Annotated in this window: 24 protein-coding genes; 10 read left to right on the forward strand and 14 right to left on the reverse strand. The window is 42.1% G+C overall.

The window, feature by feature from the left end; translation table 11 throughout:
- Window positions 1–74: 74 nt before the first annotated feature.
- Genes LX64_RS02385 through LX64_RS02390 form a run of 3 tightly spaced genes read right to left on the reverse strand, consistent with a single transcriptional unit; the run spans window position 75 to window position 3,743 of the window.
- Window positions 75–884, reverse strand: coding sequence for a tyrosine-protein phosphatase (locus LX64_RS02385; RefSeq protein ID WP_111595997.1), 810 nt, complete (start codon window positions 882–884; stop codon window positions 75–77).
- Window positions 885–902: 18 nt separating this feature from the next.
- Window positions 903–1,799 (reverse strand): TonB-dependent receptor domain-containing protein, encoded by an 897-nt coding sequence (locus tag LX64_RS26135; protein ID WP_211324711.1) that lies wholly within the window; start codon window positions 1,797–1,799, stop codon window positions 903–905.
- 21 nt (window positions 1,800–1,820) lie between these two features.
- Window positions 1,821–3,743 (reverse strand): TonB-dependent receptor, encoded by a 1,923-nt coding sequence (locus LX64_RS02390; RefSeq protein WP_211324712.1) that lies wholly within the window; start codon window positions 3,741–3,743, stop codon window positions 1,821–1,823.
- 229 nt (window positions 3,744–3,972) lie between these two features.
- On the opposite strand from LX64_RS02390, the gene LX64_RS02395 reads away from it, so the two are divergent.
- The 3 genes from LX64_RS02395 (at window position 3,973) to LX64_RS02405 (ending at window position 7,062) form a co-directional block, all read left to right on the forward strand.
- Window positions 3,973–5,118: a helix-turn-helix domain-containing protein gene (locus tag LX64_RS02395; protein ID WP_148707164.1), complete on the forward strand. Its 1,146-nt coding sequence runs from the start codon at window positions 3,973–3,975 to the stop codon at window positions 5,116–5,118.
- Window positions 5,119–5,202: 84 nt separating this feature from the next.
- Window positions 5,203–6,339 carry a cyclopropane fatty acyl phospholipid synthase gene (gene cfa / locus LX64_RS02400; RefSeq protein WP_111595999.1) on the forward strand — a complete coding sequence of 379 codons (1,137 nt, stop codon included), beginning with the start codon at window positions 5,203–5,205 and terminating at the stop codon, window positions 6,337–6,339.
- A gap of 288 nt (window positions 6,340–6,627) precedes the next feature.
- Window positions 6,628–7,062, forward strand: a complete 435-nt coding sequence (locus LX64_RS02405; RefSeq protein WP_111596000.1) for a tetratricopeptide repeat protein — start codon at window positions 6,628–6,630, stop codon at window positions 7,060–7,062.
- A 54-nt stretch (window positions 7,063–7,116) separates the two neighbouring features.
- Here the strand turns inward: LX64_RS02405 and LX64_RS02410 are convergent, their stop codons facing one another.
- Together LX64_RS02410 and lpdA are read right to left on the reverse strand one after the other, a co-directional pair.
- Window positions 7,117–8,091, reverse strand: coding sequence for a 2-hydroxyacid dehydrogenase (locus LX64_RS02410; RefSeq protein ID WP_111596334.1), 975 nt, complete (start codon window positions 8,089–8,091; stop codon window positions 7,117–7,119).
- 136 nt (window positions 8,092–8,227) lie between these two features.
- Window positions 8,228–9,631: a dihydrolipoyl dehydrogenase gene (gene lpdA, locus LX64_RS02415; RefSeq protein ID WP_111596001.1), complete on the reverse strand. Its 1,404-nt coding sequence runs from the start codon at window positions 9,629–9,631 to the stop codon at window positions 8,228–8,230.
- Between the two features lie 241 nt (window positions 9,632–9,872).
- On the opposite strand from lpdA, the gene LX64_RS02420 reads away from it, so the two are divergent.
- The 4 genes from LX64_RS02420 (at window position 9,873) to xseB (ending at window position 13,223) form a co-directional block, all read left to right on the forward strand.
- The gene (locus LX64_RS02420) at window positions 9,873–10,811 is read left to right on the forward strand and encodes a ring-cleaving dioxygenase (RefSeq protein WP_111596002.1); all 939 of its coding nucleotides are present in this window, start codon (window positions 9,873–9,875) and stop codon (window positions 10,809–10,811) included.
- A gap of 9 nt (window positions 10,812–10,820) precedes the next feature.
- Window positions 10,821–11,447: an alpha/beta hydrolase gene (locus tag LX64_RS02425; protein WP_111596003.1), complete on the forward strand. Its 627-nt coding sequence runs from the start codon at window positions 10,821–10,823 to the stop codon at window positions 11,445–11,447.
- A 146-nt stretch (window positions 11,448–11,593) separates the two neighbouring features.
- Window positions 11,594–13,024 (forward strand): exodeoxyribonuclease VII large subunit, encoded by a 1,431-nt coding sequence (gene xseA, locus LX64_RS02430; protein WP_111596004.1) that lies wholly within the window; start codon window positions 11,594–11,596, stop codon window positions 13,022–13,024.
- Window positions 13,011–13,223, forward strand: a complete 213-nt coding sequence (xseB, locus tag LX64_RS02435; RefSeq protein ID WP_111596005.1) for an exodeoxyribonuclease VII small subunit — start codon at window positions 13,011–13,013, stop codon at window positions 13,221–13,223. Before xseA ends, xseB begins: the two co-directional genes overlap by 14 nt.
- A 7-nt stretch (window positions 13,224–13,230) precedes the next feature.
- Here the strand turns inward: xseB and LX64_RS02440 are convergent, their stop codons facing one another.
- Together LX64_RS02440 and LX64_RS02445 are read right to left on the reverse strand one after the other, a co-directional pair.
- On the reverse strand, window positions 13,231–13,866 hold the full coding sequence (locus LX64_RS02440) for a hypothetical protein (RefSeq protein ID WP_111596006.1): 636 nt from the start codon (window positions 13,864–13,866) through the stop codon (window positions 13,231–13,233).
- Between the two features lie 202 nt (window positions 13,867–14,068).
- Window positions 14,069–15,148: a hypothetical protein gene (locus LX64_RS02445; RefSeq protein WP_148707165.1), complete on the reverse strand. Its 1,080-nt coding sequence runs from the start codon at window positions 15,146–15,148 to the stop codon at window positions 14,069–14,071.
- Between the two features lie 225 nt (window positions 15,149–15,373).
- Here LX64_RS02445 and LX64_RS02450 point away from each other — a divergent pair, with 225 nt between their 5' ends.
- Together LX64_RS02450 and LX64_RS02455 are read left to right on the forward strand one after the other, a co-directional pair.
- Window positions 15,374–16,153 (forward strand): helix-turn-helix transcriptional regulator, encoded by a 780-nt coding sequence (locus LX64_RS02450; RefSeq protein ID WP_111596008.1) that lies wholly within the window; start codon window positions 15,374–15,376, stop codon window positions 16,151–16,153.
- 184 nt (window positions 16,154–16,337) lie between these two features.
- A complete protein-coding gene (locus LX64_RS02455; RefSeq protein ID WP_111596009.1) occupies window positions 16,338–16,700 on the forward strand; it encodes a DUF4907 domain-containing protein in 363 nt (120 codons plus the stop codon).
- An 81-nt stretch (window positions 16,701–16,781) separates the two neighbouring features.
- Here LX64_RS02455 and LX64_RS02460 read toward each other — a convergent pair whose 3' ends face one another.
- Window positions 16,782–17,618: a DUF5694 domain-containing protein gene (locus tag LX64_RS02460; RefSeq protein WP_111596010.1), complete on the reverse strand. Its 837-nt coding sequence runs from the start codon at window positions 17,616–17,618 to the stop codon at window positions 16,782–16,784.
- Window positions 17,619–17,733: 115 nt separating this feature from the next.
- Window positions 17,734–20,196, reverse strand: a complete 2,463-nt coding sequence (locus LX64_RS02465; RefSeq protein ID WP_111596011.1) for a TonB-dependent receptor — start codon at window positions 20,194–20,196, stop codon at window positions 17,734–17,736.
- Between the two features lie 295 nt (window positions 20,197–20,491).
- Here LX64_RS02465 and LX64_RS02470 point away from each other — a divergent pair, with 295 nt between their 5' ends.
- Complete coding sequence (locus LX64_RS02470) at window positions 20,492–21,541, forward strand: NAD(P)-dependent alcohol dehydrogenase (RefSeq protein WP_111596012.1); 1,050 nt, start codon at window positions 20,492–20,494, stop codon at window positions 21,539–21,541.
- Window positions 21,542–21,611: 70 nt separating this feature from the next.
- On the opposite strand, the gene LX64_RS02475 is transcribed toward LX64_RS02470, so the two are convergent.
- From LX64_RS02475 to ureE, 5 genes are read right to left on the reverse strand one after another with little or no spacing between them, the layout of a single operon-like run.
- Window positions 21,612–22,313, reverse strand: coding sequence for a hypothetical protein (locus tag LX64_RS02475; RefSeq protein ID WP_111596013.1), 702 nt, complete (start codon window positions 22,311–22,313; stop codon window positions 21,612–21,614).
- Window positions 22,310–23,095 (reverse strand): urease accessory protein UreD, encoded by a 786-nt coding sequence (locus tag LX64_RS02480; RefSeq protein ID WP_111596014.1) that lies wholly within the window; start codon window positions 23,093–23,095, stop codon window positions 22,310–22,312. The genes LX64_RS02475 and LX64_RS02480 overlap by 4 nt, the downstream gene beginning before the upstream one ends.
- On the reverse strand, window positions 23,092–23,733 hold the full coding sequence (gene ureG, locus LX64_RS02485; RefSeq protein ID WP_111596015.1) for an urease accessory protein UreG: 642 nt from the start codon (window positions 23,731–23,733) through the stop codon (window positions 23,092–23,094). The genes LX64_RS02480 and ureG overlap by 4 nt, the downstream gene beginning before the upstream one ends.
- A 24-nt stretch (window positions 23,734–23,757) precedes the next feature.
- Window positions 23,758–24,444 (reverse strand): urease accessory protein UreF, encoded by a 687-nt coding sequence (locus tag LX64_RS02490; RefSeq protein WP_245952518.1) that lies wholly within the window; start codon window positions 24,442–24,444, stop codon window positions 23,758–23,760.
- Window positions 24,428–24,925, reverse strand: coding sequence for an urease accessory protein UreE (ureE, locus tag LX64_RS02495; RefSeq protein ID WP_111596017.1), 498 nt, complete (start codon window positions 24,923–24,925; stop codon window positions 24,428–24,430). Before ureE ends, LX64_RS02490 begins: the two co-directional genes overlap by 17 nt.
- Window positions 24,926–24,930 lie beyond the last annotated feature (5 nt).

The following is a 24,930-nucleotide window of genomic DNA, read 5'->3' on the forward strand; positions in this document are numbered from 1 at the left end:
ATTTCAAATAAATGAACATCCCGCCTAGCTTTCGCCGGGCGGGATGTTGTTAAAAAGAAACGCAATGTGTATGGTTACAGGGTATATTTTGCACGCAGTGTTTTCAATTCTTTTGGTCCTACGCCTAATTCTTTTTCGAAGAACTTTTCAAGCGAACCATATTTCTTTGTCAATTCTGCGAATGTAAGCTGGATGTATTTAGGCTTCAATTCCATGGCTTCTTTCACTTCGGCTTCACTCATGTTGGTGAATTGTTGTAAACCTTTGAACATGCGTGTGTTCATTTTTTCCAAGTAAACATTGCTGGCGGTGTAATCTGCTTCGATTGTACTTTGTGGTACTTGCAATGCATACAAAATAAGGGCTGTAGCAATACCGGTTCTATCGCGGCCACCAGTGCAATGGTACATAACAGCTTCATCTTTCGGCATAGCCAATAGGGTTTGGAAAAGCGGTTTGTACCTTTCTCCTAATGGTGCCACATTGCCATAGAACTTTTCGAGGAAGTTGCCTTCTTTAAGAATTTGCGCCATTTGTGCTGCGTTAGGAATACTATCGCTGCCTTGTGGGCACAATTGGTATTGCGTGTTTTGTGGCAAACGATCGGGTGCTGCTGCCGCTTCTGCTACGCCACGGAAATCGTACACGGTATGGATATTTCTACCGGCAACGGTATCTAAATCGGCATTGGTTAATTTACTAACGTCGGCCGAGCGGAATATTTTACCCCAAGCCACTGTTTTGCCTGTTGTGGTTTTGTAACCGCCAATATCTCGGAAGTTAACAGCTCCTTGTACGTGCACAAGGCGTTGCGTAGAATCGGCTAATTGTGCAAAAGCAAAACCCGGTATGAATAAAGCAAGCGAAAAGAATAATTTTTTCATGTGTTAATGGTTTGAATGTTATTTAATAATGTCCCAACGAATGCCTACTTGTCCACGGCTACCGTACCATTCGTTGCTCGTGATGCGACGTTTATCGCCCATGTACACTTTCAGAGGTTCGTTCGTTAAGTTGTTCAACTCTGCAAACACGCGAATTTTTTTCGTTACGTTTACGGTTGCAGCAGCATCTACGGTAAAGTTTTTATCGGTATAGGTGTAGAAATTGGGACCTAGTTGCGTATTGATGCTTTCTACGCTGGCGCCACGGTAGTTACCGGCTAAGCGAATCATAACACCATTGCGTTCGTAGAATAGAATGCTGTTGAAAAGGTGTTTAGATTGGTTCGGTAAAGAGGTGGTATATGTGCCTGTTGGCTTCACTTCAGAGTTAATAAAAGTGTAGTTCAATTCAACGCCTATACCACTCAATACACCTGGCAAGAAATCGAACCGTTTGTTAATACCTGCTTCGAAACCCAGCAACCAAGAATCGCTTAAGTTTTGTGCTTGTGTAAGTACGAAGTTTTGTCCTTCCGAAACATAGTTTACGCGGTTACTGAAAATCACGTTCTTGATGTTCTTGTAGAACACGCCACCCGATAATAAACCGATATTCGAGAAATAGTATTCACCCATTACATCGAAGTTGTGCGCGATGGTAGGCTTCAAATCGATGTTACCTTTTGTAACAGTGATGGGGTTCTTGGTATTGTCGATAGATTCACCCGGTGTTAAATCAGAGAAGTTCGGGCGAACGAATGACTTGGTGTAAGCGGCACGTAAATTGGCATTGTCGTTCAATTTGTATTTCAAGTGCACCATCGGTAACAACACGTTGTAGTTGTTATTCACTGTTACGGGAGAAATGGTGGTAACAGCCGGTGTGCCCGCGGTAGCAGCTTTTGAACCGTGCAATTTGAAGGAGGTGTATTCATTTCAAACACCTGCAACAATTTTCAAGCGATCTGTTGCATCAATTTCGGCCATGGCGTAAGCAGCTGCAACATCTTCGGTACCATTGTAAATGTTGGTAGGATTTGTTTTAGGTGTTACGTTCATGAAACCGTTTTGACGTAAAGTGGCGGTATCGAATAATTGGAATAATTGGTTCTTGGTAATAGGGTCGATGGCAAATGCATCATGATTACCTTGCATGCCGGTGAAGTAACCGCCCGCCATTGGGAAATCTGTTCGATTTAAACTGCTTAATGGTAATAGGGCAGGTGAATTAGGTACTCCTAAAGATGCGGATGCCATGTATACCATATTCGAGCCATACATGCCGCTACGATCTTTATGACGGAATTTACCACCGAACTTCAAGTTTACTTTTGTATTTACTTGGTATTTCAAGTTTACTTGGGCGGTTTTGTCCTCCTCTTTCGTGTCGAGTTGAGCAATAACGAGTTGTTGTAACGTCAACTTCGTAGGGTCCATTACTTCGTTTGCATTCTTTAAACCTGCATCGAAGCCGAGCGGGTTGCCGCCAATACCGTCGGGAGAATCAAATCCCCAATAGCGCTTCCCATCAGAAGAAAAGTTATTGAATCCGCCTGTGATCTTTTGTTTGAAGGTAGCAATTGGTAATCCTTTATTACCATTGGTAGGCGGGGTTTCTAAGAAGTACTTCGTATAGTAATCGCTAATGGTCCAGTCTAATTTTACTTTGGGTGATAATTGGTGTTCACCACCTAATTCAGCACCATTTAACACGGTTTGATAATAGGAATAACGGTAATTGTATTGGTACTGGCTGTTGTTATAATCTACGTACGATTCATATACAGGTCGAATATCATTGAACTTATCCATCAATCCACGCACGAATAATTTATGGTTGGTATTGAAAGTATAATCGAAACCGATATTGGCGCCATATGTTTGGCGGGTACCCATGTAGCGTTTCAGCATGGTAGTGCTGATCGATTTTTGTTGGGTAGGATTTGTTAAACCTGTATTGTAAGCCACTTCAAAAGCGTCGGTGCCCCATTGGCGGTTCCAAACTGCCGCAGCCAACATTACACCTAGCTTGTTATGAAAGAAGCGGTCGCCATATACGATAGAGCCATTATAGGTACCATCTTTCGAGAAGGTATTATATCCACCTGCTGCGCTTACGTTTAATTGGCGTTTAGCTGGCGACGTACGCGTTATGAAGTTAATAGACCCACCAATAGCATCACCTTCTAAATCGGGCGTTAAAGCCTTTGCTACTTGCACGTATTGGATCATTTCTGAGGGAACGGCATCCAATACCGAGTTACGAGAACCCATTACGTTGGCACTTGGTAAACGGCTGCCATTAAACAAAATGGAGGTCCATGCGAAAGGCGTACCCCGTACAGTGGCGGCATCTGCTTCGCCATGGTAGCGAGCTACGGCCACACCTTGCACACGTTGTACTGCTTCAGCTGCGTTTCTATCCGGTAGTTTACCAATGGCATCGGCTGCAATTACATCCATAATAGCGAGCGAATTGCGTTTAATGTTAAGGGCTTTAATGGTGGAAGGCGCCATGGTACCTTGGATCAATACCTCGCCTAATTGACCGGCAGGATTAATCTGTACAGTACCTGCGTCGATAATGCCTTTTTTTACATCTACTTCCAAGGTTTTTGTTTCGTGGCCGATGTAAGATATGATGAGGTTAACTTTCCCAACTGTATTTGTATTCAACGTAAATGCACCATTAAGATCTGTTGTGGTGCCGATTTTTGTGTTGGCCACCATAATAGTAGCGCCGGGAAGATGTCCTTCTTTACCCGTAACAACACCCTTCACTGTTTGTGCTTGGGCCGACATTATGGAGGCCGTTGCTACACAGGCGGTGATAGAAATTTTCTTAAAACCAGCAATCATGTTGATAAAATTTTCGACAAAGTTGAAGGAATGAGCGCCGCGGGTCGACCGTTTCGGTGTAACGATACGTTTGTACGTGAAAAGCGATGCAGGTGAACGTGACTTTGTTGTAAATCAATTTGTTATTAAACGTTATCAAATTATTACCAAGCCTAAAAGTTGCTATGAAAAGTGTGGATTTAACCTTGGCGTAATACAGGATGTATATTTTAGTGGCAGATTCAGCCGTATGATTTATGTAATTTCAATAGGTGCCTTCCAAGCTTTCGTGGCCACATTATTATTATGGCGAAACGAAGTGCGTGATAAAGCCGATGCATTGATATTGGTGTTATTAATGTGTATTGCTACACATTTAGGCATTAAATTTTACATCTACAGTTTTGTATCCGATGAACATGTGCGGATGCAGATGAATACATTTATTGGGTTGTGTTATGGCCCACTGGCGTATTTATATGTGCGGAAGAAATTGCAACCCCAGTTAATCGTAGCCACTAAGTGGTATTTATTTTTACCTTTTCTGTTGGCTGCAATAGGCTATTCTACGGTTGTTTGCTTATTATATGCTTATACGCCTGTTGGGTATAAAGCACTCGCGTTGTACAACGATGTGTCTACTTGGATGTTAATTATATCAGGACTTATTTACCCTATTCTTATCTTAAAAAAGCAACCTCGTTTACAAGGAAAACAAGAACAACAGCTTGTTTTGCATATTGGTATTTTATTATTGTCCGTAGGGATCATAGCCTGCGTTTTCCAAGTATATGGCATGGTTAGCAAGGCCGATTATACAACGAACTTGGTGTGTAGGAATATCTGCTATACACTACTTTCCATTATTTGTATTGATATCCTTCGCTATAAATATAAAGGAGTGGCCCAGCAAACGCAGTTGGAAGAAGTAGACGAAATGAAAGGTATGACAGGGGAAGAAGAAGTGTTGTCGCTACCAAGTGAACTACCCTTGTTGCCGACGAAAAAGACCATTCTTAACGAGTATTCTCACGCGGCTATTTTAGAGAAATTAGAATCCCATCTCGCCCAATCGCATTTGTATACCGATGCCAACCTCAGCTTAGATAAATTAGCAGAAGCTATCCAAGAAAGTAAATACCACGTGTCGGAAGCGTTGAATGCCTACGCTCATAAATCCTTCTACCAATATATCAACGAACACCGCGTAGCACATGCCGTTGAAATGATGACCCGCATTCAGCAAAAAGGCTTGCCGGTGAATATACTTGTGATTGCCTACGAATGTGGGTTTAAGGCAAAATCTTCTTTCAATACTTACTTCAAGAAAATAGTGGGCGATACACCCAGCGCGTTTTTAGCCAAGCAAAAAAGTACGCAATTAGCGAAAGTATAGGCGTATGGGGATGTGTTTTCCACATCCGCTGATTGAACAGCGGGTGGCTTCCTTGTGTTTTACACATGGAACATTGTTTATCTCATGAAGGAAGCCAAAAAAATACTTACCCGCCTCTTAGAAGCCGCCAATATTCATGTAAATGGGAGCAATCCTTGGGATATCCAGGTGCACGACGAAAGATTCTATCGCCAAGTATTGAGTCATGGTACCTTGGCCCTCGGCGAATCGTATATGGCGAAGTGGTGGGATTGTGCACAACTCGACGAACTCTTCACGAAAGTACTCATTGCCCACCTCGATACTTTTATTAAAGCCGATTTGAAGTTGAAATTGGAGATCTTCTGGGCGCGGGTTAGTAACCTTCAACGACCTTCCAAAGCCTACGAAGTAGGCGAACAACATTATGATATTGGCAACGACCTCTTCGAAGTAATGCTGGATAAGCGGTTAACATATACTTGTGCCTTTTGGCAGCATGCCCATACGCTCGATGAAGCACAAGCTTATAAACTCGATTTAAGCTGTAGGAAACTGCATTTACAACCCGGCATGCATGTACTCGATATTGGTTGTGGTTGGGGTAGCTTTGCCAAGTTTGCCGCGGAAAACTACGGCGTAAAAGTAACGGGTATTACTATTTCTAAAGAACAAGCAGCCTTTGCCCAGGATGCCTGCAAAGGATTACCTGTAGATATTCAGCTGATGGATTACCGCTTGCTAACAGGGCAATACGATGCCATAGCGTCGCTGGGTATGTTTGAACATGTGGGGTACAAGAATTACCGCCAGTATATGCAAGTTGCACACCAATGTTTAAAAGATGATGGACTGTTTCTCCTTCACACCATCGGGGGCAATCATCCGGCCATGTTTACCGATGCATGGTTGAATAAGTATATTTTTCCAAATGCCATGATACCCACGATGCCATTAATTGATGAGGCAATGGAGGGATTATTTATTATGGAACATTGGCAAAATTTCGGTACAGATTACGATAAAACCTTGATGGCATGGTATGGGAATGTGGTAACGCACTGGCCGGCATTATCGGCAAAGTACAGCGAAACGTTTTTTAGGATGTGGTCGTACTACTTATTATCCTGCGCGGGATCGTTTCGAGCGCGGAACAGCCAGTTGTGGCAATTGGTGTTATCGAAGAACGGGATACGGGGTGGATATGCAGTACAGCCTCAAAAGCATGTGCAAGTGGTGTAAATGTACTTACTGCGGCAATGGGTCATTACTGCCACGTAACTTTAGTTAGGAAGGCCGCCTTGTTGCTTGGTGATTTCTTTACATGTATATATCCCCGTTTGTCATATAAATTTCCGTTACATGAAAAATTGACTTTTACACAATTACCCCAAATTCTCGAATTGATACCATAAAAAGGTCGGCACTAGGGTGTTCGGCCTTTTTTCTTACCAAATATTTTGGAACCTTCCAATTTTTCCGTTTAGTAAAACCTTTTTAATTTCACCCTAACCACTAAATTACTCTACTATGGCAGCTAAAGTGCTTAATGACGAATTGTATGAACAGGTTGAACTGCTTTCGGAAGCGGGCAACGAATTTGCTGACGATGAAGAATATGATGCAGCAATTGAGAAATTTAAAGAGGCTTTAGATATTATCCCTCAACCTAAATCAGCTTATGAAGGTGCAGCATGGCTGTACTCTAGTATCGGCGATTTGTACTTTTTGAAAGACGATTTTGAAAATGCGGCGGAGAATTTTGCTGCATCCTTGAATTGCGAAGATGGAAAAACGAGTGCTTTTGCACAAATGCGTTTAGGTCAATCTTTGTTAGAAATGAAGGATGAAGACAAAGCCTTCGAACATCTTTATAAGGCGTACCGTTTGGGTGGAAAGCCTGTATTTGCTGAAGAAGATAGCAAGTACTTGAGCTACCTAAGCAAGCGCGGCGCTAAATTATAATGCAACAAAAAATCCTCTCGTTTGAGAGGATTTTTTGTTTTATGTAGATATCAATTATTGATATACATCGTGATTGATAACATTCGGCATTTTTTCTCCTTTCAATGCGGCGATTAAATTTTGCGCGGCGAGCGTAGCCATCGCGTCGCGGGTTTCTTTTGTGGCAGAGCCAATGTGCGGTAAGATGCATACATTGGGGAGATCGAGTAATGGGTTGTTGGCTGTCATGGGTTCTGGATTCGTTACATCTAAGCCCGCACCCCAAATCTTCTCTTGTTGTAGTGCTTCCATTAAGTCCTTTTCATTGTGCAGTCCGCCCCTGGCAGTGTTAACAAATATCGCACTTGGTTTCATTTTAGCGAATGCTGCGGCATTGAAGATGTTTTGCGTGCTGGGAGATAGATTCGCATGCACAGAAACTACATCGGATGTGGATAACAATTCGTCAAAACTAACATAACGGGCTCCTAATAAAGCTTCTGCTTCTTCATTACGGGAGCGGTTATGGTAAATGATGTGCATGTCGTATGCTGCTTTACATTTCTTCGCGAGTTCTAACCCAATCTTTCCTAATCCAAATACCCCCAGTGTTTTGCCGTATAGCTCTATGCCAAGATTGGCTTTGGGTTCGAAAAATCCCCATTGGCCATTCTTTATGGATTGGTGCATAAAAAACGCTTTGCGGGAAACTGCCAGCATAAGCAGGAAGGCTACGTCGCTTGTAGCTTTGCTAAGTACGCCGGGCGTGTTGCTTACTGGAATACGGTGTTCTGTAGCAGCATGTACATCCAAATTATCGTACCCTACCGATAAAAGCGCAACGGCTTTAATATTCGGTACTTGCGAGAAAAAGGATGTATTTAATTTATTAGGACCCACGCTCAGCAATGCATCGTGCTGTAAACAGCCTTCAACGAGTGCTGCTGGCGATAAGGGAGCTTTTTCGGTGTATTGCGTGTAGGTATGACCAGCGGCGGTTAATAAATCTAAGCCTACTTGGGGTATTTCTCTTGTAATAAAAATCTTCATATCCATTCATTTTAATCCGTTACACAGAATTACAAACCTCGTACATTTTCGGTCAACACAATGATAAAACATTGTTAATAAAAACCCCTTGCTGTGTAAACAACAAGGGGCTGGTAATATTACATTATTTGATGTATCAAATATTAAGTTGTCCGCGACCAGATGCTCCTAAGAACGCTTCTTTCAATGCTTCTGAGAAGGTTGGGTGTGCGTAAGGAGATTTCGCAATTTCGGTATCTGTTAATTCAAATTCTATCGCGTAAACGCCTTGTGCAATCATATCTGCGGCACGAGCACCAATGATGTGTACGCCCAGTACTTCGCCATATTTAGGATCGGTTAATACTTTCGCGAAACCATCGGTATCGTCGGCAGCGCGGGCTTTACCATTGGCAGTGAATGGGAATTTACCTTTGTTGTATGGAGTGTTCGAAGCTTTGAGTTCTTCTTCGGTATAACCTACAGAAGCCACTTCCGGCCATGTATATACTACACCTGGAATAGCGTGGTAGTTTACATGTGCTTTAAGTCCGTGGATAGAATCTACTACAAATACAGCTTCATCCTCCGCTTTATGCGCAAGCATAGCACCTTTGATAACGTCGCCAATAGCGTAAATGTTAGGTTCTGCCGTTTGTAATTTTTCGTTGGTTTCGATTCTGCCGCGGTTGTCGGTTTTAATACCTGTTTTATCTAAGCCTAAACCTTCGGTGTATGCTTTTCTGCCCACTGCTACGAGTACGTAATCGCCGGTAGCGGTTTGTTGTGCGCCTTTTTCATCGAGGTAAGAAACAGAAGCCCCGCTGCCTGTATTCTTAGCGGATTGTACTTTGCAGTTCAAGAAGATGTCGATGCCTTTTTTCGTGAGGAGTTTGAACAATTCTTTCCCTAATTCATGATCCATGGTAGGAATCAAATGGTCGGCGTATTCAACGATCGTTACTTTCGTACCAATACGTTGGTAAATAGATGCCATTTCCACGCCAATAACGCCACCACCGATGATGATCACTGATTTAGGCTGCTCTTTCAACGACAAAGCCTCGGTAGAGGTAATAATTCTTTGTTTGTCGATTTCTACACCTGGAATCGTCGAAGGTTTTGAACCGGTAGCAATAATGAAGTATTTCGCAGTGTATTTTTCTTCTTTTCCTTCGGAAGTAACTTTGATTTCATTTTTGCTGGTAAAGCTTCCAAGTCCTTGCAACACAGCAATTTTGTTCTTCTTCATCAAGTACGTAATACCGTCGTTGTTTTGCTTAACAACAGTTGCTTTACGGCTGATAAGTTTAGTGAAATCAAGACTTAAGTCTTTATAGCCGATACCTTGTTTTTCCGTTTTATGTTGGATCATATCATATAACTCGGTACCATCCAGCAAAGCTTTGGTAGGAATACAACCTACGTTGGTACACGTTCCACCCAACACAGCATATTTTTCTACGATAGCGGTTTTATAACCTAATTGCGCCGCGCGAATAGCAGCTGTATAACCGCCGGGACCAGATCCAATTACAATAATGTCGAATGATTGTGCCATAATATCAAGCAAGGTTTGTTTTGAGAATAATCGAGATAAATAGGTCTTTCAGGCGATAAATATACAGAGAAATTGATCACGCCCAGCGAAAGCTATATTAAATGAACATCGATTGGCGTTCTATTGTTTTCTTGTGAAGAATAGTACAATATTTACGCAATTTTGTCTATTGCGCTGCCCAGCGCTTGTTGCTAGTTTTGTATTGTCAATTTTGAACATTAAATCATTTCAATATACAGTTATGGCATCCGACAACAAGATTAAAGGTCTGCACCACATTACTGCAATCGCTACAGAAGCGCAGGTGAATTACGATTTTTATACAAGAATTCTTGGATTACGACTCGTAAAGAAAACCGTAAACTTCGATGATCCAGGTACTTACCACTTTTATTATGGTAATGAAGTAGGTGCACCGGGTACAATTCTAACATTTTTCCCATGGACAGGCATTCAGCAAGGTAAAGTAGGTACGGGTATGGCTTCCGAAATAGGTTATGCTGTTCCACAAGGTAGTTTGCATGCTTGGGAAGATTGGTTTAAGCAACACAATGTAAAATATGGGGCGATTGGGGAACGCTTTGGGCAGAAGATCCTACCTTTTCAAGATCCAGATGGTTTATTGTTGAACTTAATCGAGGTGGAAGATGAACGTTTGCCTTGGACAACCGATAAAATCCCGGCACAGCAAGCAACACGTGGGTTTCATAGCATTACCCTAAGCTTGCAATCTGCGAAGCCAACGATTAATATCTTAGAAAATATCTTCGGTTATACTTTCGAAAAGCAAGAAGGTGAGCTTTACCGTTACCGTACCGATGCTATTGAAACGGCCAACGTAGTAGATATCCGCGAATTGCCGAACGAGAAGCATGGTATAGTGGCCGGTGGAACAAATCACCACGTTGCATTTAGGGTGGAAAACGAAGAGGTGTTGATGCATTTCCGTGAGAAAATCCTCAGCAAAGGCTTGTCTATTACCCCGAAAATTGATCGTAACTACTTTTATTCCTTGTATTTCCGTGAACCGGGAGGCGTGCTTTTTGAATTAGCTACCGATAATCCAGGGTTTGCAGTAGATGAACCGGTGAATGAATTGGGCCAGCATTTGAAATTGCCTGCTCAGTACGAGCCACAACGTAGTGATATAGAACAAGTTTTACCGAAGTTGATTCAATAAATTTGGCATATGCATATTAGGAATATTGTAAAAACGGGCGTGCCCATCGAGGAGGCGAAGAATGTACTCGTTATGCTGCACGGTCGTGGTGCGTCGGCCGATGATATACTAGGCTTAGCCGAGCATTTTGATATACACAACAAGGGTTTTGCCTTGTGGGCACCCCAAGCAACCAACCATACATGGTACCCAACTTCGTTCATGCAACCTATTGCGCAGAACGAGCCATGGTTAAGTTCGGCCCTCAGTTGGCTGAAGGAAATTGTAGACGAAATTGTGGCAGCAGGCATACCGTATAAGCATATCTACTTTTCCGGGTTTTCCCAGGGCGCTTGCTTGAGTTTGGAATTTGTAGCCCGCTTTGCAAACAATTATGGTGGTGTAGCAGCTTTTACCGGTGGCTTAATTGGGCCGGAGATTAACCTTGATAACTACCAGGGTAGCTTTGATGGTGCGCCTGTGTTCATAGGTACGAGCGACCCGGATTTTCATGTACCCGTAGAAAGAGTAGAAGCTACAGCCAAAGTACTGGAAAGTATGGGGGCAAGCGTGACCACTAAAATTTACAAGAATATGGGGCATACGATTGTACAAGATGAAATAGATCATGTCAACCGCTTGATCTTTAATAAATAAAGTAACATTTCTCGATGGAAAGCCAGGCCTATTGGAGTGCCTGGCTTTTTTATTGTTATTATATAGCTATACTAATTGCTAAAATATTTAGTAATTTATTGCAGGAATCCGTATTTTTGTCAACATTTTTGTAAACAAATCCATACATGTTGTCTGCACCTTCCATCAAACTATCTGCCTTAACCGCCCGCATTCAGCAGGTGATGAAAGATGCATTTGCGGGGCAGACTTTTTGGGTGGTGGCCGATGTAACGAATTATTCTTTCTATCAACAAAAGCAATATCATTATTTTGACTTGGTGGAGAAGGAGGCGAATGGTGGGGCTGTAGTAGCGAAAGTATCGGCGGTGGCTTGGGGTGAAGGAGCATTGCGCATCCAAGCATTCGAGCAAGCAACAGGGCAAGTGTTCAAAAACGACATCCATGTATTGGTGAAAGTGAGTGTAAGTTATCACCATGTATATGGCTTACAAATCACGCTTTTAGATATTGACACGAATTTCACCATTGGCTTACTGGAGCAACAAAAACAAGCGGTATTAAAGAAGTTGCTGGAGGATATGCCGGGTGTAATTCAGAAAGTGGGTGATCGTTATGAAACCTTGAACAACCGCTTGGATTTACCGCCCGTTATACAACGAATAGCCGTGGTAACTTCCATGAACTCTGCCGGTTACCAGGATTTTAGGCATACCTTGGAGCACAATCCATTTGGGTTTACGTTTGATATCGATTATCATTTTACGGTAGTACAAGGCGAAACAAAAGCCGAATTAGTGTTACAACGACTCATCGATATTTTCCTTTCTAAGAAACCTTATGATGCAGTGGTAATGATTCGCGGCGGCGGTGCACAAACCGACTTTTTATTGTTTGATACTTACTTACTGGGGAAAGCTGTAGCGAAATTCCCGCTGCCGGTTATTACGGGCATTGGGCACCAGAAGAATGAAACGGTGGTGGATATGATGGCGCATACGCCTACGAAAACACCTACTAAAGCAGCTGAGTTTATAATTGCCCATAACCGCAAATTTGAAGTGGCTGTGCAAACGTTGCAGAAGAATATTGTTGTACGATCGCAACAACTCTTTCATGCCCATTTTCAAGCGCTCACCACCTTGCAAAACAGTATCAACGCTTCCGCGCAAGCGATCATTTCTATACATAAAGATGCGGTGTATGATAGTAAGCAATGGATAGTACAACAATCCCGGGAACGCTTACATCAACAAAAGCAACAATTAACACAAATTACCCACGATATTACCCGTTCCCCTGCACAGCAACTGTTGGAACAAAAACATTTATTAAAGGAGCTGCAAATGAATATGGCCTTTAAAAGTAAGACCGTATTACAGCAACAACAACTCGCTGTGCAACATTACAATACCGTATTTAAACTGCTAAGTCCAGAAAATACACTCAAACGTGGCTTTGCCATCATCCAAAAGAACGATCAAATTATAACAGGTATGCAGCAATTAAATGAAGGCGATACCATCCGCATTCAAATGCAAGGAGGTAAGGCTACTGCTACCATCACGCAAAAACAATCCTACGATGGACACCAATAACTTAACCTACGAAGCTGCTTTCGAAGAACTGAAAGAAATCGAAGCCGACATCGCAAACGAAACGGTATCGGTAGATGTACTGGCCGAAAAAGTTAAACGCGCAGCGGCGTTGATCCAATTTTGCCAATCGAAATTACGCGCTACCGAAGTAGAAGTGAATAACATTATTAAACAAATGGAAAAAACGAAGAAGGACTAGTATTGAATTATTTGGTTCTTTTCTTACAAAGTTGGTAAAGGCGTATACGCTTCTGCATTTTAGGAGGCAGTGTTGACTCATCGGCAATCATGGCCGAAATCCAAGGCTTCTTACTAGGTTGTAAAAGGGTAACATTCTGCGTTGCTATTATACGATCAATATACATACCACGCAGCGTATCATGTTCTAGTATTAATGTAGCATCAATCGGCTTGGGTAGTTCTATACCCACCGACGATAAGGGCCAAGCATGTGCAATGGCTAAAAGGCGATCTTTAGCAGGTAAGTCCTGCATGGCATGCATTACTTTGGGTAAATGTCGTAAAACTAGGTCGGCACTAACAATGCTGGAAGGATGAATACTATTGTTGTAATCGGGTAAAAGTGCGTTGATTTCTTCTTTGCTCCAATGCTGTATAAGAGCACATTGAGCAGCACGGTACATAATTTTAGTAGCCCACAGCGCTGCCCCCCTGTCGAATATCGGCGGATTACCGGGTAAGGCAAGTTTCAATCGATCATAATGCTTTGATAAATACTCTACGGTAGCATGTTCGTCGTCCATCGAGTAAGTTTGGATGTGGCTCGCTACGATGGCGCGCCCGCTTCCAAGGAGCGTTTGCGTAAATGCTAAAAGCTTCACAATGGTATATTAGGTAAGAAGGTCGGTGATTCGTTTCGTTTCAGAATAATAAATGCCGTGTAAAGATATAGATAAATTTTCATGTTTATTTTACTAATAGTTAGTTATCAATAACATGGGCTTTAAAATATCCGGCTGTTAATTTATAAATAAAAGGTGCCGCTATCGAGTAGGGGCACCTTTCATTTATGGTAAGGATGACTTATTGATGTGTAACGAAGCTTACTTTATCAACCACTACATCCAATGCTTTCATCGCCGAATTATCACTGTTTACTTTTTGGCCACCAGATACTTTATTGTACAGCTTGGTATCGCCGCTTTTATTGGCTTTCAATAATACATGAACACCTTTGCCATCGAAGGCACCCCCTTCCCAGCTGGCTACAATACCGCCATTTTCCCAATCGAACCCGTTTACTTTGAAATTCCTGCCATTCACTTTCACCAGTTTATCGAGTGGGTCGCCTACGCGGATACCGAAAGGCGTTTTCCACTTAGAGCGTACTTGGCTAAAGGTGACGATCTTAGAAGAGTCGTCGAAAATGATCTCAATTTCATTGTTGGTATCGGGGAATACAACGTAGGCTTGACCAATATCATTACCGGCGAGGTCGTTTGCATCACGGAGAACGATATTTTCCTTGCCGTATTTAGCAACTAGTTCTGCCGGTTTATTGATTTTGAAAATGTTGGAAACATTCCAATCGGTAGAGTCTTCCAATGAGTAGGTGGTTGCTTGCATCACGGGTTTGGTTTCCAGCTCTTCGGTCGATTTCTGAACGGGAGTTGTCATGGGTACCGTAACCGGAACGGCTGCCGTGGCAGGTGGGGCTGGAGTTGCAGGGGCTTTTGTGTTGGTAAGCACGCCCGATTTCAGCAATTCGGCCTTTTCGTCGATAAGTTGTTTTGACTCTCCTTTGTATTTCTTTTCTACGTAGGTAGCTAAGGGGAATACGTTATTGGATTGCAACTGCATTAACCGCAGGTTGGAGATAAGGGTTTGGCGGTTACAATCGCTGTATTGATATAAGAACTTCAAGGCAGCATCCATCGCAGCGGGGTCTTTTTGAAGATCGGTCATGGTTTTATCCAATTCCAACCCCCCGGCACCACTTCGTTGCATTTGTTCGTTTAAGAAGATCATAATGGCATCATTCTTAACGGGATAATAGTGGGCTACTCGTTCCGAGAAGTCTTCGGCAACTTTAGGCTCTAATTTAGCTTGGGCTGTAGCCAATAAAGGCAAACAGCAAGCAAGGAATAAAAAAAATCTTTTCATCTACTAGCGGGTTTATGAGTATTACGTGGGCAATGGTTACCAGTACTTTGTCCTAACCCGAATTTAAAGAAAGTTGTTTAGATGGCCATCTTTCATGGAAGAAATAGGGCGGGTAATGGTTTAACCATTTGCCTGTATTATTTTTGCTTTGTAACTTAGTTAACGAACCAGCCGGGGGAATGTTGTATGCATAGGAAAATTAACCGGGTTACTAATTAAAAAACAATGGCTTCGACGAATCATTACTTTGAATTTTTGAGCATGGTGCAGCACCATGAAACCCACAGCCTACAAGAGCTGCTCAAAGAAAGATCGTCGGATTATTTTAACCGGGTTCAAACTACCGATAACCAATTTAACGGCCTTTATATTCTCGATTATACCAAAGGGAAGTACCTTTTCGCTAATAAAGGGATGGAAAGCCTCAGTGGTTACCCACCCGGCGAATTCCTCAATGGCGGCCTTAATTTTACCTGTTCGCTCTGGAACGACGATGATTTTAAAGTGTTCCACGAGAAAGTGCATACCGAAAACCTCCGTTTCTTAAAGGAGACCCCGGTCAGCGAACACGGCAACTTCTTGTTTACTTGCAACTACCGCATCAAAAACAAACGAGGCGAATACCGCAACGTACTGCAACAATCCGTTTACCTTCAATCATCTATCACCGGCGAACCCCTTGCCACCATGGGTAGCGTAACCGATATTACAGCTTTAAGGCTCGACGGGCGCATCACCCATACCATTGAACCGCTAACAGCAGAAGGAGCAGGTACGCCTGTTGTTAAGAATGTACACTATGCTCAGTCCGACAATATGCTTTCTCACCGCGAAATGGAAATTGTAAAACTTATCTGTGAAGGCTTTAGCTCCAGCGAAATTGCTAAGAAACTCTATATCAGCATTTATACCGTTCATAATCATCGCCAAAACATTATGCAGAAAACAAATAGCCGTAATGTGGCGGATATTATTAAGTATGCGATCAAGAACGGTTGGCTGTAACACTTACCCATCTTGCCTTTTAAAAAATAGTCATTACTAACTATTAAAGTGTTTTAGGGGAAATCCTAATTTTGAAGTCCAGTATAGCAGAGATAAAGGAAGAATTCTACCTTTTAGTTTAAAACGACCATTATCATTGGAGCGTTCTCATTGGAACGTATGCGACTGTATTAAACCTATATAAATGAAGCAAATTTTCCGCGCCTCTTTATTTATGGGATGGATAGTGGTTTTGGAGTCATGTAATCCCTCTCCTGAAAGGTCGCAACCCAGTATTAATCAAGGCCCCGAAGTGCTGGACGCCCCGGTTCAGCGGTTTACTTTCGAGGTATTCAAGAATGCTGATGGTACGTATGGGTTCGATATTTTAGAGAATAACAAAGTAATGATGCACCAGCACAAAATCCCCAACAGTAAAGATACTTTGGGATTTTCTACTTCCGAGGAAGCAAGGTCCGTTGCCAGTTATTACGTGATGAAACTCGGGAAAAAACAACAACCCGAAATTCATCCTAAAACGCTTGATAGCCTTATTGAAAGATATTAGCGCATGCCATTCGATCCCAAAAAGAAAACCGCTCTCTACTGTAAGGTAAGGAGCGGTTTTCTTTTTGAATATAGTGGTACTTTACAAAACTTTATCTATACTAATCAAATTGAAGCGGGCATCGTGCTGAATAAAACTAGCCATGATGGATGCATGTCCTGCCCCTGCTAAAATTACGATGGTCGCGTCTTTCTCCGTTGTAGCACGTTGTATGTTAGAATACATGATGAGGTTGCGTTTGTACCAGGCAGCCACTAAGTCAGATCCAAAGAAGTCGTGATCCTTATTGATTAAGTTAATTGGCCAGATGTAAGAGCCTAAGTTAATCTTGTAATAGGCGGCACTGTTCAATCCACGAAACACATGCTCTAATTTACTGCTTCCTACAATCTTATTCGTAGCATCGGCCAAGGCCATGTTCGTTTTCATAAAATCTTCATAAGTAAAGTTGGCAAGGCTATCTACTTTCGATTTAATTTTATTGAAATACATGGGCACATTATCATAGTCCATAGCGTAAATGGAATCGTTGTTCGCTTTTTTTGCTATGCGGAAGCCGAATTGAAAGATTTCATTTTCACTATAGAAACGTTTCAAGAAGTTATTCTTTAATGTGTCTACGTTTACGATTGGCTTGCCGGCCTTATACAAACTAAATAGCTGGTTCAGTTCTTCATTTTCGTCGAAAGGATATTCAACAAATACTTTGCTGGGCTTGTATTTCTTTACAATTTTGTCGGAAATGCTTTCTAAGGATTGTTGATTCTTTTCTTCTAAGATATTTCTTTCGATGACCTTGTTCTGGTCGAATCCTGGGTTGTTAAAATGGTAGGTACCAATTAAGATAACATTGATCTTTTGTTGACCGTAACCTAATACTGCTGTGCATAACAACAGCAACGTAAAAATCTTCCTCATAAGCAGTGTAATGATGTTTTTGATCGGGCGCGAATATAACGTTTCAACTCCTAAAAAAAAGAAGGCTCCTACTAGTGTAGGAACCTATCTTATAAATCATCATCCTGGTTATATATTAGAATTTGAAGGCAATGCTACCCAGCAATTGGCGAAGCATTTGCGGGTTCGCTGTTGAATAGCCTGTCCAATATTTTTGATTCCCGATATTGTTGCATTTTACTGCTAAACGGATTTTACTGGTTTCGTAGTTGATAGATGCATCTACTAAAGTATACGACGGTAGCATGAAGGTGCCGGCTGCTTTGTTGTTCACAACTTTGTTATCGCTAGCGTAGTTTCCGCCAATACCAAAGCCTAAGCCTTTTACGGCGCCACTGGTGAAGTTGTAGTTTAACCACAAGTTCGCTAAGTTGGCCGGGCCAGAAGTAGTAGGCCTGAATCCTTCTGTATTAGCATCGGTACGTACAAACTTACTATCGTTGTAAGAATAACCCGCGATGAAGTTCAAACCTGGTAATGGATTCGCTGTAACAGCTACTTCAATACCTTTCGATCTTTGTTGCCCATCTTGAATAGAGAATAACGGGTTACTAGGGTTGGCTCTTACCACATCCGTTACTGTAATGTCGTAATAACTAACGGTACCACTTATTCTTCCTCCCAATACATCAACTTTCACCCCTCCTTCCCATTGGTTCGCTTGTTCTGGTTTGAAGGATTTCCCGTTTTCGTCTTGCCCGTTTTTATTCGTGAAACCATTTTGGTAGTTACCAAATACCGATACGCGGTCTTTCAACACTTCGTATACGATACCGAATTTAGGAGAAAGGGCTGTTTGATTGTATTTACCGGTAATTGTATCGTTCACCACATCACGGTTACCTCTATTGTCGAAATGATCGATACGTACACCTGCTTGGATCAAAAGGTTGTCGGTTATGTTAAATACATCGGAAATGTACGCGCTGTAAGTATATCTCCTGTTGATGGTATTATATGCAACTGGTTTAGAGCTTGCATACGCAGAATCGACTTTTGCTTTGTTGAAGTTTTGATAAGTAGGAATTTTACCATCGGCAGCTATCATGTCGAATAAGTCGGCCGACGATAAACCACCGAAGTTACCTTGGAAACGGCGGTAAGGAATGTTAGCATCGTAAGCATAGAAGTCTACACCACCAACAAAGCGGTTACGGAATTGACCAATGTGGAAATCGCCGTTGAAGTTTTGTTGAATTTCAAATGTTTTGTCGGTGCCATTCGGTTCCCACACCATTCTTGCTATAGAGTTACCACCTGGTAATAAGTAGAAGTAGGGTGTAGGGCCAGACGCTGTATTACTGGTATAGGAAAGGTTGGTTTGTGTTGACCAGTTGCTCGACATTTTGTAGTTCGCCTGTGTGAAGAACCCATTATTCTCACCTTTCTGTTGCAAGTCATCGGCAAAGTAGGCACGCTTGTAGTCCACTTTCAAATCCTTTGCATTCGTAGCGCCTAATTGTGCCATTGTCATACCTGGATAAAAGAAGAACGAAGGCATAATGGTACCTTTAGAACGGGTGAACTCTGCTTCGAATAAGAAGGATAAACGTTCATTGGCTTTGTAAGAAATACTAGGTGCCAAGTTTAACGCTTGGCTATTCCCGAAATCTTGCCAAGTTCTGTTTTGTTGATAAGAACCGTTTAAACGGAATAAGGTTGTTTTGGCAGAATCGAGCGGTGTGTTGAAGTCTAGGGCTAAGCGATTGTAACCATACGTACCACCGGTGTAAGCTACTTCTCCTCCAACATGATCATAAGGCTTTTTCGTTACGCGGTTAATTAAACCTCCATACGAAGTTAGCGAGTTGCCGAACAAGGTGGCAGAAGGACCTTTGATTACTTCTAGTCGTTCCAAATTAGTAGCATCTAACCGGTTGGTGGTATAGCCGGCAATACCATTACGCATATTGGGTTGCGTAACAAAACCACGCATGGTATAAATACTACCGCCGCTACCAGGGCGTGCAATAGCATCCCACATTTTAGTAATGCCCGGTACGTTTTTGATAGCGTCATCAACGTTCACTGATAGTTGACTAGTTAACAATTCCTTTGTCAAAGTAGTATATACTTGTGCATTCTCTAAATTTTTCAAAGGCATTTTACCTACGTCGGAACTTTGGTTTTTGGTGAATTTATTTTGTGTGCCCGATGATATAATTACTTCTTTCAATTGCTTACTAGATACTTCTAGTTCAATAGAAAGCTGTTGTGTTTTACCATCTTCTACTTGCACCGCTTTTTCAACCGGGGCAAACCCCAATAACGTTACCCGTACAGTATAATTGCCAACAGGTACGCGGCGGAAGGTAAACTTACCATCTTCGCCGGTTTGGGTTACTTTTTCTGTACCCAATAATTGAACATTCACATGAGGGGCTGCTGTGCCATCGGTAGTGGTTACTTTGCCGGTGATCGTACCCACTTTATCATTCTCGCTATTAATCGGTGTAGAGGCTTGCGCGAGTTGAACGAATGTCAACATCAGCATCAATAGGGCGCCTATGCGGCGACAGGAATTTGTAAGGAAATCCATGAATACTTGCTTTTAAGAGCATGCAAGGTAGTGGGCCAGGAAACGTTGCTAGTATCGAAAACGGAAAAGTTTTTACGCAAAAAAGAAAATCAAGTTGTCGTGTTAATCGATTGTTATTGGTGTGTAATTTTTAGTCGTACTATGCAACAAAATCATGCTTTGTTTGTATAGCGCGTGTATGCGTAGTTGTAAAAATCAATCCAAAGTTTCTATGGGTTGGAGGCTTGCTTGTGGTACATTTGTAACAACTCCAATCTAGCATAGGAAGCATTATTGAACTTTATAAACTTAACACATGATACCCACAAAATCATACGCTGTTCACAGTGCTACAGACGCGCTGGCGCCATGGGATTTTGAAAGAAGAGATGTAAAGCCCCACGACGTATTAATCGAAATTTTGTATTGCGGCGTTTGCCACTCCGATATTCACCAAGTACGGGGCGAATGGGGCAATTCTATGTACCCCATGGTGCCCGGTCACGAAATCGTAGGCAAAATCACGCAAGTCGGCGAACATGTCAAGAAATTCAAAGTGGGCGACCTGGCCGGCATTGGTTGCATGGTCGACTCTTGCCGCGAATGTGGGCAATGTAAAAGTGGCTACGAACAATTCTGCGAAAAAGGGCAAACCGTGTTTACCTACAACTCGCGTGAACGCGATGGTAAAACGCTCACCTTCGGTGGTTACTCTAATCAAATTGTATGCGATGAAGCTTTCGTGGTAAAAGTACCTGCTAACTTGCCTTTGGAAAAGGTGGCGCCTTTGTTATGTGCCGGTATTACTACCTATTCCCCTATCAAACAATGGGGTATCGGGAAAGGACATAAAGTGGCGGTACTGGGTTTAGGAGGATTAGGGCATATGGCTGTGAAATTTGCTGCAAGCATGGGTGCAGAAGTAACCATGTTAAGTACTTCTCCATCCAAAGAAGCGGATGCTCGCAAGCTAGGTGCAACACACTTCGTGAACACGAAAGAAAGAGACCAAGTAAGGGCACAACGTAATAAATTCGATTTCATCATCGATACGGTGTCTGCTCCACATAATTACGACATGTATTTGAATATGCTCAAAACCCGTGGAGCCATGATCTGCGTGGGTATTCCTCCAGAGCCTATCTCGCTGAATGGCTTTTTGTTACTCGGCCAGAATAGAATTCTAACAGGCTCCTCGATTGGTGGTATTCCCGAAACACAGGAGATGTTAGATTATTGTGGTGAACACAATATCACCTCCGACGTAGAAGTGATCGATATTAAAGATGTAAACGAAGCGTACGAACGCGTATTGAAAAGCGATGTGAAGTATCGTTTCGTGATTGACATGGCTACTTTGAAATAATAACCTTCTTACATATAAAAATACCCCTGCTAGGTAATACACTCAGCAGGGGTATTTGTTTTAAATAAGTTTACCATCCAAAAGCTAACATCCCCAGCCCGCAAATAGTAATGCTGGCACCTCCAATCACATGCATATATTTCTCTAAGGCCGATTTTTGTAATAACGAAAACCCAAAGTAGCCTAACAACACCATCCCCACCATCACTACCAATGTAAAAAATAAGAACACCCCAATCAATAACACAATATTCATCGGGGCATGCGTAGCCGCCGGAAACATCAATAGCGGTATCAACGGTTCACAAGGCCCCAATACAAATATGATGAACATAATCCAAGGCGTTACTTTTACCCGGTTTCGTGGCGCTACGGCTGTGCCATGCTGATGTTTATACACGTAAATATCGCCTCCTGCTGTTACATCAAAATGCTTGTGTGCACGGTTTCTAATGGCTTGTATAATACCATACAATAAGTATAAGCAACCAAAGATGAATAAGGCCCAAGCGGCTAGTCCACCTCGTACTTCTTCTATACCCGTTAACTTACTCAATTGCCACCCGAAGTAAATACCTATCAAACCTAATACAATTGAGCTGCCAACATGACCAATCCCGCATACCACGGTCCAACCGATTGTTTTATACACATTCCAATTTCTCGATTTCGACAAGGCAATAAAGGGAACATAATGATCTGGCCCTGTTACGGTATGTAAACAACTGATCGTAATAGCCGTCAATAATAACGTCACTAATTCTGGATTCATGCGTATGTTTTAGCTTGAAGTAATGTTGATAATTGTTGTAAGGTGCTGAACAGTTGTTCTGCACCATTGCCTAATAGTCGTACCACTAACCCGTTGCGTGCTGTTTTACTTACGCCGAATGCGATGTTTTCTTTCGTAGCAAGCAGCTCGTGTAATGTGTCAACAGGCAAATTAGGCTGTTGATGTGTATCAAAATACAACAGCGACGCTTGGTGAGTATACTGTTCATACTGTCCAAATGCATGTATAGGAATGCGTTTGGGTTGTATGATTTGTTTATCGATGAAGATGATGTTTTGCTGATGATATACCCGTGTTTCGTTGTGTAACGAGGTAAGGTGAAATATCTCGCCGTTCAATTTTCTACCGCAGGTAAGTACTTCACCCCAAACCAGCGTGCAATCATCGGCCAAATAGATATTATTTTCAGCATGCAAAATAGCATCTGCATGTGGTACAAGCGGGTGTGGTATATATTGCAAATGTGCACCTTGCTCCAAGGTATACACCGCTTTTTGATGTGCACCTTGCTTAGCTGGAAATATGCGTTGGTACGATTGCGTTTGCAATTTTGTACGGGTATGCTCACCACAAGTTACTTGTATATCCCACATATCACCATCCATCATGCCGGGCGAAGAGCTCATGAGCATGAGTTGTAACGGCATGGCTGCATCATATTGTGGCAATGGTACAACTTTGAATGGTGGCGTTACATAGGCATGTTGAAGTATGCTTTTTGTACCACGTAGGGCTATTACAATATGTAAAGCACTGTTCATCGGGCAAGATTAGGTTCTTCTACCGTTTCCAATAATGCATACTTCTTAATCCAACCAATAACATCCTGTAATCCCTCCAAGCTCATTAAGTTCGTAAACACAAATGGCTGTCCTTTTCGCATCATGCTGGCATCGCGGTGCATAACGGCTAAGTCGGCATGTACATAAGGCGCTAAATCTATTTTGTTAATTACGAGTAAATCGCTGCGTGTAATACCAGGGCCGCCTTTGCGGGGTATTTTATCGCCCTCCGCTACGTCAATTACAAAGATGGTTACATCGGCTAAATCAGGACTAAAAGTTGCAGACAAGTTATCGCCGCCGCTTTCGATGAAAATAATTTCAATACCCGGGAACCTTTGTACCATTTCGTCTACCGCTTCCAAGTTCATACTCGCATCTTCACGAATAGCGGTATGAGGGCAGCCACCTGTTTCTACTCCAATAATCCTATCCTGGGGTAGTAAGCTATTTTTAGTGAGGAAGGCTGCATCCTCTTTTGTGTATATATCGTTTGTAATAACGCCAAGGTCGTACTGGTTAGCAAGTTGACGAGTTAAACGTTCTATTAAAGCCGTTTTACCTGAACCTACTGGTCCTGCTACACCTATTTTTACATAATGCCTGGTAGATTCCATAATAATTGATTTTGTTGATAAATACTACGACATGTATAACCGCGAATACAGTCGCTCATGTTGCATACAGCGAATATCAAATGCTGTATTGCACATCCCAATAAGCTTATTATCTAAGTGGATAGTTGTATAAATACAATCCGCTAATAACGTCGTACAATTGTGAATAATGTGCTGCCCTTCAAGTTGCCCAATTGGAATCAACTTCACGCAGTTTGTAACGGTACTTACTAAAGTGTTATAATAAAAAGCGTACAATGTTTCGTATAAAGGAATATCCATGGCCCGTGCATACGCCCCAAATGTTAGGGTATAATGCCCGCTGGCTTGCTGTTGCACGATCGCTTTTTCATAGGCTTGCATAATGGGGTAATCATACAGCTTATTGAATATTTTAATCGTACGCATTGCTAATTTATTGCTGGCGGCCCTTGGTTCCATGGCTGCTTTTAATGCGGAAACAAATGTATCGTGTTGAAGAAGTGTTTCGATATTCTCTGCCTCGTACCCTAATTTTACAAAGGCAGCATCGTTATAAGCTACGTTGTATTGTAAGTAATCCTGTACATATTGCAACGCTGTGGTAGCATTATGGATGTGCCCATTTTGCACATACGTTTCTACACCATTGGAATGCGCATACGCTCCAATTGGTAACGTAGGATCTGCTAAGTGTAGCAGCTTACCGATATAACTAATTCCCGGCTGCAAATTGTAAGATTTTAGTGAACAAGGAAGTGTCGTTACCATGTGGTGTTACGCTGGTTTGTAGTGGGTGTAATAACTGTGTTGTTGTTTTCTCAGCATTGTATCCACTTGCTTGTAACCAGCGATCAATGGGTGCTTCATAGGGAATTAGTAATGCTTCACCTTCAATATATAAAGGCAAATGTTTGTTCCCAATTTCGTAACAAATAGCAGCCATTTCGCGCATGTTGACAGGTGCTATACGTAATACTTCGCAAGGTTTAATGTGGATAATGATGACTTGTTGTTCATCCATATGGAGAATGTCGCCATCTTGTAAACGCATTTTCTCTTGTAGTAACTTCAATGCAATATCTTGCCCATTGCGCGTGGTTCTCCGCGCAATACGTTTAGTGGTTTCATACCATTCAATGTCAAGTATGTCTTGTGTTCTATTTGATATGTCAATGTTTAATACATGGCCTACAATCTCTCTAATCAGCATACAAA

The organism is Chitinophaga skermanii, assembly GCF_003259335.1.
Taxonomy (GTDB): Bacteria; Bacteroidota; Bacteroidia; order Chitinophagales; family Chitinophagaceae; genus Chitinophaga; species Chitinophaga skermanii.